General features: G+C 63.1%; 11 protein-coding genes and 1 pseudogene. 6 read left to right on the top strand and 6 right to left on the bottom strand.

Annotated elements, in window-relative coordinates:
* Positions 1–39 precede the first annotated feature (39 nt).
* Together leuD and leuC are read right to left on the bottom strand one after the other, a co-directional pair.
* Positions 40–657 (bottom strand): 3-isopropylmalate dehydratase small subunit, encoded by a 618-nt coding sequence (leuD, locus tag H5V43_RS17320; RefSeq protein WP_025550657.1) that lies wholly within the window; start codon positions 655–657, stop codon positions 40–42.
* Positions 657–2,051: a 3-isopropylmalate dehydratase large subunit gene (gene leuC / locus H5V43_RS17315; protein ID WP_025550659.1), complete on the bottom strand. Its 1,395-nt coding sequence runs from the start codon at positions 2,049–2,051 to the stop codon at positions 657–659. Before leuC ends, leuD begins: the two co-directional genes overlap by 1 nt.
* A 439-nt stretch (positions 2,052–2,490) precedes the next feature.
* Between leuC and ribB the strand changes: the two genes are divergently transcribed.
* Entirely contained in the window at positions 2,491–3,612 is a 1,122-nt protein-coding gene (ribB, locus tag H5V43_RS17310; RefSeq protein ID WP_037483489.1) for a 3,4-dihydroxy-2-butanone-4-phosphate synthase, read from the top strand.
* A 60-nt stretch (positions 3,613–3,672) separates the two neighbouring features.
* A complete protein-coding gene (locus H5V43_RS17305) occupies positions 3,673–3,816 on the top strand; it encodes a hypothetical protein (protein WP_193666859.1) in 144 nt (47 codons plus the stop codon).
* An 8-nt stretch (positions 3,817–3,824) separates the two neighbouring features.
* Here H5V43_RS17305 and pabB read toward each other — a convergent pair whose 3' ends face one another.
* A complete protein-coding gene (gene pabB / locus H5V43_RS17300; protein WP_244968702.1) occupies positions 3,825–5,039 on the bottom strand; it encodes an aminodeoxychorismate synthase component I in 1,215 nt (404 codons plus the stop codon).
* A gap of 258 nt (positions 5,040–5,297) precedes the next feature.
* Between pabB and H5V43_RS17295 the strand changes: the two are divergent.
* Positions 5,298–5,901: pseudogene (locus tag H5V43_RS17295) on the top strand (transposase); the annotation flags it as partial.
* Positions 5,902–6,048: 147 nt separating this feature from the next.
* A complete protein-coding gene (locus H5V43_RS17290) occupies positions 6,049–7,098 on the top strand; it encodes an NADP(H)-dependent aldo-keto reductase (protein ID WP_025550663.1) in 1,050 nt (349 codons plus the stop codon).
* A 122-nt stretch (positions 7,099–7,220) separates the two neighbouring features.
* Here the strand turns inward: H5V43_RS17290 and H5V43_RS17285 are convergent, their stop codons facing one another.
* Positions 7,221–8,114, bottom strand: a complete 894-nt coding sequence (locus tag H5V43_RS17285; RefSeq protein WP_025550665.1) for a LysR family transcriptional regulator — start codon at positions 8,112–8,114, stop codon at positions 7,221–7,223.
* Between the two features lie 76 nt (positions 8,115–8,190).
* Here H5V43_RS17285 and H5V43_RS17280 point away from each other — a divergent pair, with 76 nt between their 5' ends.
* Together H5V43_RS17280 and H5V43_RS17275 are read left to right on the top strand one after the other, a co-directional pair.
* Positions 8,191–8,790, top strand: a complete 600-nt coding sequence (locus H5V43_RS17280) for a pyridoxamine 5'-phosphate oxidase family protein (RefSeq protein WP_025550667.1) — start codon at positions 8,191–8,193, stop codon at positions 8,788–8,790.
* 5 nt (positions 8,791–8,795) lie between these two features.
* A complete protein-coding gene (locus tag H5V43_RS17275) occupies positions 8,796–9,206 on the top strand; it encodes a VOC family protein (RefSeq protein WP_025550669.1) in 411 nt (136 codons plus the stop codon).
* Positions 9,207–9,283: 77 nt separating this feature from the next.
* Here H5V43_RS17275 and H5V43_RS17270 read toward each other — a convergent pair whose 3' ends face one another.
* On the bottom strand, positions 9,284–12,250 hold the full coding sequence (locus H5V43_RS17270; protein ID WP_061937418.1) for a TonB-dependent receptor domain-containing protein: 2,967 nt from the start codon (positions 12,248–12,250) through the stop codon (positions 9,284–9,286).
* 113 nt (positions 12,251–12,363) lie between these two features.
* Positions 12,364–13,320 carry a cupin domain-containing protein gene (locus H5V43_RS17265; protein ID WP_193666858.1) on the bottom strand — a complete coding sequence of 319 codons (957 nt, stop codon included), beginning with the start codon at positions 13,318–13,320 and terminating at the stop codon, positions 12,364–12,366.
* Positions 13,321–13,387 lie beyond the last annotated feature (67 nt).

Genomic DNA, 13,387 nt, shown 5'->3' with positions numbered 1-13,387 from the left:
AAACGCGGATGCTTGCGGGGTGCGGAACAGCTCACTCGATCAGAACCATGGCGGGATCGGCGTCCTCACATAGGTAGCGCTTTTCTCAAACGCGAGAATCTGGTCGAGCAGTCGCTCGCTTTCGTCGATTTCGTCCAGGCCGAGTTGCAGCTGCCGCTTCTTTTCGGGCGCGATATCGAACGCAATCCGCTCGCCGGTACCCGATATGATTTCCTGGCTCTCCAGATCGACGGTCATAGTCGCACTCGACGGATCGGACACTTCGGCAAGCAACCGTTCGACAACTGCGCCAGGCAACGTCATTGGCAGGATACCATTCTTATAGCAGTTGTTTTCGAAGATGTCCGCGAAGCTCGGCGCGATCAATGCCTTGATCCCGAAATCGGCGAGCGACCAGGGGGCATGTTCCCTTGAGGAGCCGCAACCGAAGTTATCGAGCGCGATCAAGATCACTGCAGAGCGCCATGGTTCGCGATTGAGGATGAAGTCCGCTCGTTCCCGCCCTTCGTCATCGAAACGGAGGCCATGAAACAGGAAACGCCCCAACCCCGCCCGCTCGATGACCTTCAAAAAGCGTCCGGCGAAAATCTTGTCCGTATCGATATTCTCTTCCGAAATGCCCGCGGCTATCCCGGAAAGCTTGGTGAAGCGGCGCATCAGGCAAATTCCCTGGCATCGACGATCCGTCCGGCGATTGCGGCAGCCGCGACCATTGCTGGCGACATCAGATGAGTCCGCCCACCCTGGCCCTGCCTACCTTCGAAATTGCGATTGGATGTCGATGCGCAGCGCTGTCCGGGCAGCAGCTTGTCCGGGTTCATGCCGAGGCACATGGAGCACCCCGCCTCGCGCCATTCGAAACCCGCATCCATGAAAATGCGGTCTATACCTTCATCTTCGGCCTGGGCCTTGACCATGCCCGATCCAGGAACGACCAGCGCGCGCACGCCCTGCGCCACTTGCCGGCCCTTCGCGATTGCGGCGGCGGCCCGCAGATCCTCGATCCGCGCGTTGGTACAGCTTCCGATGAACGCCACGTCGATCGGCAAGTCGCGCAGTGGCTGGCCGGGCGCCAGGCCCATGTAATCGACCATCCGGCCGAGCGCCTCCGCGCCAGCGTCGATGCGATCGGGCACCCGGCCCGCGATCGTCGTCACCGCTTCGGGGTTCGTGCCCCAGGTCACCATCGGTTCGACCGTCGCGGCATCCAGTTCCACGACCCGGTCGTAAGTGGCCCCTTCGTCGGAGCGCAATGCCAGCCAGCCAGGGACGGCCGCGTCGAAATCCGCCCCTTGCGGCGCGAACTTACGGCCGCGAAGATACGCGAAGGTCTTTTCGTCAGGCGCGATCAGGCCGGCCCGCGCGCCCGCCTCGATTGACATGTTGCAAACCGTCATCCGGCCTGCCATGTCGAGCGCCTCGATGGCTTCGCCGGTATATTCGATGACATGTCCCGTGCCGCCGGCGGTTCCGATCTCGCCGATGATCCGCAGCACGAGATCTTTCGCCGTGACGCCGGTGCCCAGGCTTCCAGACACCCGTACGAGCATGTTCTTCGATGGCTTCTGGATCAGCGTCTGCGTCGCCAGCACGTGTTCGGCTTCGGACGTGCCAATGCCGAAGGCAAGCGCGCCGAACGCCCCGTGGGTGGCCGTGTGACTGTCGCCGCAAACGATAGTGAGACCCGGCAACGTCAGCCCGAGTTCCGGTCCCACAACATGCACGATCCCCTGCATGCGGCTGAGCAGCGGTACATACGGAATACCGAAGCGCTCGACATTGCGTTCCAGCGCCTCGACCTGCCTCCGGCTATCCGGATCCTCGATAGGCCGGTCGCGCGCTTCGGTCGGAACATTGTGATCGGCAACGGCCATCGTCAGATCCGGCCTTCTAACCGCACGTCCGGCGGCGGCAAGACCTTCGAATGCCTGTGGACTGGTCACTTCGTTCACGAGATGACGGTCGATGAAGAGAAGCCATTCGGCATCATTGAGCGGCACCACCGCGTGCGCATCCCAGATCTTCTGATACAAAGTACGAGGGACGCTCATCGCGGGGTCCTATAGTGGAGAGGATTTAAATGGCTCGCACAGCTGACCAGGTCCCACGTTAAGGAAGCCGGATCAGGTTCGACGAAGTGAAACCTACAGCTTGCAGTCCCAGCTTCCGCCGATGACATTGCTCCAGAAGTCATCCACAATCCTAAAAAACCAAGCGCATCCGCCCCATAGCACATGCAAACCGTATATGCCTTCATGGGGGCGACACAGCCGATGATCCGATTCTTGGCACAAGTAAAACCGAGCCGCTATTGTGCTTTGCAAAACCCTGCCTTCACTTTTAATGCATTGCGAGAGGACCTTATTTCGCAGCAAAGTGCCTGCGAAATCATTTCAGCTGATAGGCCGGATCAAAATATGCGATCCGGAACCACGCGCTCACGATGGCATATGTGGTCGCCATATCTAGCCGCATTGGAGCAGTTCGGTCGTGAGTCCAAATCGCAGCCTCGTGACCCATCTTCGCCAATCATTTCTCTCCTCTCCGGAAGAGATAATCGAAGAAGCCCGCAATGGCCGGATGTTCATTCTCGTCGACGATGAAGATCGCGAGAATAAGGCTGATCTCGTCATCCCGGCGCAGATGGCCACGCCCGATGCGATCAATTTCATGGCAAGATATGGGCGTGGTCTGATCTGCCTGGCTCTCACCAAAGATCGCGTGGACGAATTGGGCCTTGATCTCATGAGCCGGAATAACGGTACTCGGCATGAAACAGCCTTCACCGTCTCGATCGAAGCGCGAGACGGTGTCACCACCGGAATCTCCGCGGCGGATCGCGCACGAACCATCGCCGTAGCGATCGATGGATCTAGGGGTAGCGAACATATCGTAACCCCGGGGCATATCTTCCCGCTCGTCGCGCGCAACGGCGGAGTGCTCGTGCGCGCCGGCCATACCGAAGCGGCCGTGGACGTATCTCGGCTCGCCGGCCTTAATTCCTCAGGCGTCATCTGCGAGATTATGAAGGATGACGGCACGATGGCACGGCTGGACGATCTCGTCCAGTTCACCAAGGCGCATAACTTGAAGATCGGCACGATCCGCGATCTTATCGCCTATCGCCGCCGTCACGATCATCTTGTCGAAATGCATGCGGAAGCTCGCTTCTTTAGTCGGTGGGGCGGCGAATGGACCGCCAAGGTCTTCTTCAACAAGGCGACCGGCACCGAAACCTTAGCGCTTATTAAGGGCAGGCTCGATCCGGCAGAGCCCACGCTGGTGCGAATGCACAGCGCATCCATCTTTCGGGACATGCTCGGCGAAGTGAATGAACGCGAGGGGCTGCTCGGCCGCGCGATGGATCTCATCGCCGACAAGGGCAGAGGTGTGGTGGTCATCATAACAATGCCGGAGCCGCGCGATCTCAGCAGCATTCTGGGCGAGCATAACGGCCAGGTCGAAATGGAGACCTTGCGCGATTATGGCATGGGCGCTCAGGTGCTCGCCGAACTAGGCATTCACGACATGATACTCCTCACCAACTCCCAGCACACCCTGATCGGGCTGGAGGGCTATGGGCTCTCCATTGTGGGACAGCAGGCCCTGTGACTCAGCGCAAAGGCACGCCATCGATCATCGGCAGCCAGGAAATGAGCGACAACTTTAGCTATGTGGATGAAGATCGGCAGGCCTGTTTCCGCTGCGCCGCTCGAAGACGCCCTCACGCGCGCCTTCTGCGAAGGCCGCCCGCCCAACGCGATTGATACCCGGCAGGATCTGCAAAGCGCGGCAATGGGCCGCGTCGCTTGCTGATGGCGCAATCATGACGACCGCGCTGGAACGCTGCCGTTCCCGCTGGCCGTAACCTCGCTTTCGCCCAAAAACCGCGCCTTATCGAGACATTCGGCCCATTCGTCCGCGGGCCACGAATCCGCGACGATACCCGACCCCAGACCGAGCGTCGCCTCGTCCTGCCCCGCGGTGAATGAAAGCGTGCGGATGGCGACGTTGAAGCGCGCGTTACCATCGGGATCGATGCTGCCGATGCTGCCTGTGTAGATCCCGCGCGAAGCCCCTTCGATGGCGGCGATCACTTCCATCGCCCTGATCTTAGGCGCGCCCGTCACCGACCCGCACGGAAACAGCGCCGCCAGCACGTCGACGGCATCGTACCCCGGCAACAGGCGCCCGGTCACGTCCGATACCATCTGGTGAACGGTCGGATAGCGCTCGACGGCGAAGAGGCGCGGCACAGTTACGCTGCCTGCCCGGCACACGCGCGACAGGTCGTTGCGTAACAAGTCGACGATCATCAGATTTTCCGCCCGCTGCTTAGGATCAGCGACAAGCGCGGCAACGGCGCGGTCGTCGGCATCTGGATCGGCGTGGCGGCGCGCAGTGCCCTTCATCGGGCGGGCGCTCAGCATATCGCCGTCGAGTGTGAAGAAGCTTTCCGGCGAGAAGCTAAGGATATGGCGCCCGCCGTGGCGGACGACGGCGCCATGCCCCATTGCGGCGCGCGACCGGATCGCGGCATAGGCGGCGAGCGGTTCGCCCGCCACCGCCACTCGCGCGCGGAAGGTGATATTCGCCTGATAGATGTCGCCCGCGCGGATCAGCGCGAGCGTGCGATCGATGGCGTTATCATAAGCATCGCGCCCGATGCCCGGTCGAACCGTGCCGACCGATACGCCCCCCGGGTCCGGCAGCAGCAACGGGACATCCTCCGCCGCCAGCTCATCAACCGAGCGGAACAGGCCGAACCAGAGCAGCGGGCCGTCGGCAATTGCGGGGACCAAGCCCGCGAGCTTAGGTTCCAGCGCCAGACCCGCCTCGTAGCTGATGTAGCCCGCCGCGTGAAGGCCATGCGCCCGCCCTTCCTTCAATCGCTTAAGCGCCGGCCGGATGTCCTTCGGTTCTATCGCCTCGACGACTCCGACTAGGTCGCGATAGAGCCGCGCATGCGCTCCCGCGACAGGGCGGGCGTCGTCGAGCAGCACGAAGGCTTCGGGCGAAGGGGGGATGAGGGGAGGCACGTTCCCGCTCCCATAAGGCCCGCTTCGCGTTCTGCCAATAGTTTGGCTATTCCCGCGAGACAGGCAATAACGAGAGAAAACAAATGCCGCAGCCACTTCGGCCTGCAACGCAAGGGCAGCCTAACTGATCACCAGGGTCGGCACCCGCCTCAGTGTCCGCCGTCAGCACCAATGGCAAAGATTCGGGGTTGTGAATTAGGGAGGGTTGGGGCTTCGTCATAATGACGAAGGAACGAAGATGAAGGCCCCTGCTGGCGGGTGGTGAAGGACATCCGCGGCAGACCCGTCGGCATTTTTCAGCCGAAGACAATATCCGCATCGTGCTGGATGGCCTGCGTGGCGAGACAGCATTGCCGAGCTGTGCCACAAGAAAGGCTCCGCGCAGACCCTGTATTACACCTGGTCGAAGAAGTTCATGGAAGCGGGCAAGCGACGTCTGGCCGGCGACACCGCCCGATCGGTAGCCACTGGAGAGGTGCAGGACCTACGCCGCGAAGCCTGCGCTCTGAAGGAATGCGTGGCGGACCTCACGCTGAAAAACCGCTTGCTAAAAAAGCATGATCGCCGATGGGGGCGACGACGAATGAGGTATTCCGCATCGGAAAAGCTCGAGATCATCCGGATTGTCGAGCATTCGCACCTGCCCACCAAACGCACGTTGGACCAGCTCGGCATCGCCCGCGGACGTTCTATCGCTGGTACGACGTTATCTCGAGGGCGTTGCAAGATCGACCATAGGCGACAAGCCGGTGTGGAACAGCATCAGCGACAACATCCAGGATCAGATCCTCGAGATGGCGCGAATTATAGCGAGCTATCACCATGTGAACTGGCCGTGCGGTTCACCGACGAGAAGCGCTACTGTGAGGTGAGATGGGCAAAGTTCCGCTGGGCTCCGGCGACCGTGAAAACAGGCTTGCTCAACGCTTTATGAAATTATCTTGAGTGTCCTGCCGCCTCCAGCGTCTAAGGAGAATGGGCGGAGGCCAGCTTCATATAGGGATACGGAATGGAATATCGCACATTGGGACGCACCGGGATCGAGGTCAGCCTGATCTGCCTCGGCACCATGACATGGGGCTCGCAGAACAGCGAGGCGGAGGCGCATGAGCAGCTCGACCACGCGGTGGGCCACGGCGTCAACTTCATCGACACGGCGGAGGCCTATCCGGTGACGCCCGTATCCCGCGAGACGCAGTTCCTGACCGAAACCTATATCGGCAACTGGATCGCGGGCCGGAAGCGGCGGGACGACGTCATAGTCGCCACCAAGATCGCAGGTCCCACCCGCGACGCCGTGCGGGAATTTCGCGGCGGCAACAACCGGCTCGACCGGCGCAATGTCGAACAGGCGGTGGAGGACAGCCTGCGCCGGCTGCGCACCGACTATATCGATCTTTACCAGGTGCACTGGCCCGACAGGCCGGTGCCGTCCTTCGGCGCTCGCGGCCTCACGCGACTGGACGATACGCCCGACACCGTGCCCATAGAGGAAACGCTGGGCGCGCTGGCCGACCTGGTGCGGGCAGGAAAGATCCGCCATTTCGGCGTCTCCAACGAAACCCCCTGGGGCGTGTCCGAATATCTGCGCCTGTCGCGTGAGAAGGAATGGCCGCGCGTCGCATCGATCCAGAATGCCTATAATCTGCTCAACCGCACCTTCGAACATGGGTTGTCGGAATATGCGCTGCGCGAACAGGTGTCGCTGCTCGCCTATTCCCCTCTGGCCGGCGGCAATCTGACGGGAAAATATCTGGGCGGCCGCATTCCCGCGGGTTCGCGCAGGGACGTGAGCCGCCAGTTCGTGCGGTACGACCTGCCCGGACAGCCGACCGCCAGCGCGCGCTATGTCGCCGTCGCACAGGCCCATGGCCTGCCCCCGGCGCAACTGGCGCTGGCCTTCGTCAACAGCCGGCCCTTCGTCACGTCGACGATCATCGGCGCCACATCGCTGGAGCAGCTCAAGATGGACCTCGCCAGCGTCGACGTCCGCCTGGATGCAGATGCGCTGGCCGCCATCGAAGCGATCCATCGCGAACTGCCCGATCCCTGCCCCTGATCGCGGGGATCGGCGGCGATCCTTTTTGAATGCGTGGTGGCGGCGCGCGCGATCACCGTATCGATGCAAAATACCCCAAGCCGGGCGCGGCAGGAGCGATTCCGGTCAGGCGTTTCCCGCCATCAGTCCCACGCCCCCTGCCGCGCCCGCTCGCGCATCGCCTCCAGGAACAGCCGCACAGCGGGCATTGCCGCGCGCCCGGCGTCGTAGAGCAGGCTCACCGGCACGGGCGGCGGCGCGTGGTCCTCCAGCAGCCGGACGAGCCGCCCGGCCGCGACCGCCTCCGCCGCCTGGTAGCTCAGGACATTGGCCACTCCCACCCCAGCCTCGGCCGCCGCGATCGTGCCGTCGATCGTATTGACGGTCAGGCGGGGAGCGACCTCGACCGTGCTTTCCGCCTTCCCGCCGAAACGCCAGGCGGCGCCGATCCTGATGCCGCTGCCGACGATGCAGCGATGGCCGGCCAGATCGGCCGGCGTCGCCGGAACGCCATGCGCAACCAGATAGGCGGGGCTGGCCACGATGGTCTGCCGCACCGATCCGATGCTCATCACCCGCAGCGCGCTGTCGGCCAGCGGCCCGATCCGCACGGCCACGTCGATCCCTTCCTCGACGATGCGGACATTGCGGTCGATCAGCATCATGCGCGCGCTCAGCCCGTCATGAGCCGCCAGCAGCGCGCCGATGGCAGGCAGCACATGCAGTCGCCCGAACATCACCGGAGCGGTCACGTAAAGCTGGCCGCGCGGCGCCGACCGGCCGCCCATGACGATCTGCTCGGCCTCCCGCAGGTCGGACATGATCCGCCGCGCCCGGTCCAGAAAGGCCGCACCTTCGTCCGTCAGCGACACCGCGCGGGTGGAGCGGTGGAACAGCGTCACGCCCAGATGCCGCTCCAGCGCGGCGACGGCACGGGTGACGGCGGGCGGGGACATGCCCAGCTTGCGCGCTGCCGCGGCGAAGCCGCGCTGGTCGGCCACCGCGACGAAGGCGGACAGGGCATCGAAGCGATCCATTATTCCCCGAACTGAAACAGTGAAAGCCAATCATCGGCCATTATCATGCAGCGCGCAATGGCTTAGCTTGTCCGGCATGGCACAGGTCTATCTCCACACCATGTTTGGCAACGGCGCACGCGCCATGCAGGAAGCCGCCGGTTCGCGCGCTTCCTATGCGCGCATGGAGGCGAATGCGGGCGCGGCCGACATGCTCACCGACCGGGAGGCGGACTTCATCGCCGCCCGCGACAGCTTCTACATGGCCAGCGTCAGCGAGGATGGCTGGCCTTACGTCCAGCATCGCGGCGGCCCGGCCGGCTTCCTGCGGCGGATCGGGGACAACCGGATCGGCTTTGCCGATTATCGTGGCAACCGCCAATATCTCTCGGCCGCGAACCTCGCCGCCGACGACCGGGTGTCCCTGTTCCTGATGGACTATCCCAACCGCCGCCGCCTGAAGCTGATCGGCCATGCCCATGGCAGCGACGATCCGGCGACCATCGCGGCGCTGATGACGCCCGGCTATGGCGCCGAACCTGAGCGCGCCTTCCTGATCGATGTCGTGGGCTTCGACTGGAACTGTCCGCAACATATCACCCCGCGCTTCACGCAGAAGGAGATCGAGCGCCTCACCGCGCCCCTGGTGGACGAGCTCGACCGGCTTCGCGCACGCATTGCCGAACTGGAAGGATAGAAATCATGAAAGACAAACTCACGCGCGGCGTCCATCATGTCGGGCTGACGGTGCCCGATCTCGACCAGGCGCGGGCCTTCTTCTGCGGCGTGCTCGGCTTCGACGAGGTGGGCGGCGTTCCCGATTATCCCTCTATCTTCCTGTCGGACGGCGCAATCCTCCTCACCCTCTGGCGCGCCGCCGATCCGCTGAGCGCCCGGGCCTTCGACCGGCGGGCCAATATCGGGCTGCACCATCTCTCGCTCGCGGTGGCCGACGATGCAGCGCTGGACACCGCGTGGGAGAAGGTGCGCGCCCATCCGGAGGTGGTGGTCGACGCCCCGCCCGGCCCGATCCGCGCCGGATCGGCCACCCGGCACTTCCTGGTCTTCATTCCCGGGGGCATCCGCCTGGAATTCGCCACGCCCTTTTCCTGAACCGCCATCCTCTGATGTGAAAAGGGCTCCGGAGCATGCATGCTCCGGAGCCCTTTCCGTGCGACCCGGCGAAGGGATTACATGCGGATGCGCAGGCCCACCGAAACCATGCGCCCGATCGGGTTCGACACGAAGCCGTTATAGCCCCATGCGCCGCCCAATATGCCGTTGGTGTTGCCGTTGTAGAAGGGCGGGTTCTTGTCGAAGATGTTCTGGGCGTCGACATAGATCTGCCATCCCCGGGCGAAGCTTTCACCCTGGAATTCATATTGCAGGTGCAGGTCGAACGTATCGTTGGCCTTGACCTTGTCGCCGCCGCCGATCGGGTTGCCGATCGAATTGACGATGATCGGCTCCACCGTCGTGCTGATCCAGTTGCGGTAGGAACCTGTATGGTTCCAGAACAGATCGGCGGACAGTCCATCCTTGGCCCAGCCCAGTTGTGCGCGGTTCTTGAACCGGACCGACGGGAAGGTGGTGTTGTAACCGGAAGTGTTGAGGATGCTGAAGTCCGTACCGCCGCCGAAATTCTGCCGGAACTTCGTGAAGTAGGTGAAGCCCGTGCCGATCACGAAGCTGCCCAGTTCACCGATCTCCGTGCGATAGTTGAACTGCCCGTCGATCCCCTCCACCGTCAGGTTGAGCGCATTGCGGCTGCTCTGGTCGATCAGGAAATAGACCTGCGGCGGGATCGCGCCCGACACCGTCGCGCCATTGGCGATATTGGCGAACTCGTCGATCTGCGCCTGCGAACAGGTCTGCGGACAGATGGTCAGCAGGTTGCGCAGCCCCGCCGAGTTCACGATGGCGCTGGGGCTGGGGGAGGAAACGCCGCCGATGAACTTGTTGTGGAAATAGGTGAAGGCGGCGGTGAAGCCGGGCAGGAAGCGCGGCGCCAGGTCGATGCCCGCCGACCAGCTGCGGCCCTTTTGCGGGGTCATGTTGGAAAAGCCGCCGCCCAGCTGGCGCCGCATGCCCTGGATCGCCGGCGTGCCGATGGTGCAGGTGGTCGCATTGCACTGCACGCCGGGGATGTTCGCCACATCGGGATAGTTGGCGATGGGCACGGCGATCTGCGTGCCGTTCACGCCGACGCTGCCGGATGCGTAGAGATAGCCCTGCGTCGGATCGCCGATCACTGCGGTCGGCGGCGCCACGAAGGCGCGGGAATAGTTGCCGCGCAGCTTGACGCCCTCCACCGGCTCCCAGTTCGCGGCGAACTTCGGATTGGTGGTCGATCCGACGTCGCTATAGCTGTCGTAACGGCCGGAGATGCTGAGGTCGAAACTGTGGACCAGCGGAATGCCCATATCCGGTGAAACGACCGGAATATAGAGTTCGGCGTAAAGCGACTTCACGTCGCGCTTGTAGTTATAGACGCGGAAGTTCGAACCGGTCGTGGTCGGGCCGGTATTGTTGGATCCCGTGATCTTCTGGGTCTGTTCATACCAGAGATATTCGCCGCCGACCGCGATCTTGAGCTTGCCCGCGGGAAGATTGAACAGCGACCCGTTGAGGTCGAGCTTCATCTGGTTGAAGGTGTTGTAGTTCGTATTTTCGCTATTGTTGCGATAGAGCGAGCGGATGACCGCTTCGGAAGTCCGGTTGGTGCCGTCGAAGGGCCGCCAGACGTCCAGCGCGTTCGCCGCCGTCAGCGGCAGGTTGAGCGCGATGACGTTCTGGCCCGGAATGTCGGTCGCCGTGGTGCTGCCGCTCAACTGCGCGGTGCCGTTCAGCGCCAGCAGGGCGCAGGCGGAACAGAAGCCGTTGACGGTGTTGAGCGCCGAGCGGTTCCAGCCGAAGGCGTCGCTGAAGGTCAGCGTCCAGTCGTCATTGACATGATATTCCGCGACGGCGGTCGAATAGATCGAATCCGACTGCGATTCCTGTTCGCCATAATCCGCGTCGGGCAGCAGGGCGAGCCATGTGACCGTCTGCTGCGTGGCGCCGGGCGCGCCCGCGGGCGCCTGGTAGAAGGGGTTGATCTGGCCGCCCCGGCCCGATCCGGGACCGAATACGGTGGCGTTGGTCAGGCCGCCGGGTCCGGACGCATTATGCGTTTCCTGGCGGTTATAGTTCATCATCGCGGTGACGGTGAACTTGTCCGAAAAATCGTTCGTGACCTTGATCATCGCATTCGCGCGGAACTGCGAAGGCAGAAGATTGGCGTAGACCGAATTGTTGCAGGGCGCGTTCGCCTGAATATTGGGAACTGTCGTCGTCGCGCCAGGCGAAAGGAAGACGCCGCTGACCCCCGGCGCGATGATCGTCGCGGGGCTGCACTGATAGCTGTTGGTGTTGGTGCCGCCGACCGGACGATAATCGCCCAGGCTGGAAAAGCGGCGGTCCCTGTTCTTCAGTTCCGACTGGTCGGAATAGGAGCCCGCGACATAGACGCCGCCCGTGTCCCACTTCTTGCCCCAGATGAAGTTGAAGTTGGTATTGTGATAGCTGTCGGCAAAGCCCGCCTGCGCATTCGCCTCGAACCCGTCGAAGGTCCGCCGGGTGATGAAGTTGACCACGCCCGCGACCGCGTCCGACCCGTAGACGGACGACGCGCCGTCGGCCAGCACCTCGACCCGCTGGATCGCGCTGACCGGGATGATGTTGGGGTCGGTCTGGGCGAACTGCGTGCCGCCGCCGGGCAGGCGCAGGCCGTCCAGGATCACCAGCGTGGTGTTGGACGACGATCCCGCAAGGCTGTGGATCTGCGGCGAATAATAGGAATAGGCATTCTCGCCCTGCGCGACCGAACCGGCCGTGGAAATGGACGGCACGGTGTTGACGAGTTGCGACACGTTGACGGGCGCGGTCTTCTCGATCGTATCCTGGCCCACCGAAATCAGGTTGGACCCGACGGGCGCCACGCCCCGGATGGCGGAACCGGTGACGACGATGTCGCTGTCCGTTACCGACTGGCTGTTCTGGGGCGGCGGCGCGATCGTCGCATTGTCCTGGGCCAGCACGGGCTGGCCGGCCACCATCGCCGCCGCGATCGCGATCAGCGAACTGTTCAATCGTGCAGGCAGATATTCTCCCAACATGGCTCTCTCCCTCATTATCATATACTATAGGATTTTTATGTGAGTTTATGGCTGTCCGGAGGCTGAAAGTCTCCGGATTCCGGGGTATTGGCGATGGCCCCGAGGGGCGCGGTTTAGTGCGACTGGAAGCTGTGCAAGCCGCGGGGATAAGGGTTGATCGCGACGCGCGTGGCCATCTGCCCCGGCTGCCCGCCGAAGCTGGCGCGATGCCACCGGCCCTGGGCGGCGGTCACGACGTCGCCGGGCGACGCGGTGAAGAACGGCACGCCTTCGATCTGGTAATCGACATTGCCTTCCATGATGAACCAGAATTCATCATAGCCGAAGTGGAAATGGCCAAGATCGCTGGTCGGCGGAGTCTTGATGCCCTTTCCGCGAATATTGTTCACGAACAGATGATCGCCGGCGATGAAGGCGCCGGCTCTTTGCCCGCCGGTCACCACATCCTTGTAATAATCGAGATAAGGCCGGTCGGCGGCGCCATAATGCCCGTCGCCGCCCATCAACGCGGCCTTCACATAGGTGAAGCCCGGCACGTCCCTGGGCTTGTCCGGCCTGGTCGCGGCGGGATAGAGCGGCACGTCGCCCGCGCCGTGCACCTCCAGCCACAGCGCCGGCTCGTCGCCCACGCTTTCCAGGGTGAAAGGCAGGCGGAAGGGAATATTGACCTCTCCGCCCTTGACCGCGACGAAGGGTTCCTGCCCCTTGATGCTGACCCGAAGCTGCCCGCCCCAGACGATGAGGGCGGTCGCATTGTCGGCATACATCAGCGGTTCGGTGCGCTGCCCGGCCGCCATCTGGTGCCAGTCCGCCTCCAGATCGCGGTTGCGGACGATGGCGTGCGTCCAGCTTTTCTGGCCCTTGTGCGCGGCAAGGATGTCGGCGAGCTTCCACCAGGGACGATTGGGCGCGTCATAGGCGCGCGGCGGCGTCCGCTTGGGCGACCAGGCATTTTCCATGGGCGGGCGGGCGGGCGGCGCAGACGGTGCCGGCGCAGATGTCTGGGCCGACGCCCCCAGGATGAGCAGGGCGGGCGAACACAGATAGAATGCGGCCTTTATGATTGCCATCAATCCTCCCCTTGAGCAGACTTTTGCGTCTTGCATTTGATCATATAGGATATGATGTTAGAGCATT

This window comes from Sphingobium fuliginis (genome assembly GCF_015074805.1).
GTDB classification, from domain to species: domain Bacteria; phylum Pseudomonadota; class Alphaproteobacteria; order Sphingomonadales; family Sphingomonadaceae; genus Sphingobium; species Sphingobium fuliginis.
The sequence above is the reverse complement of the archived record's forward strand: the minus strand, read 5'-3'. Positions and strand labels throughout refer to the sequence as shown.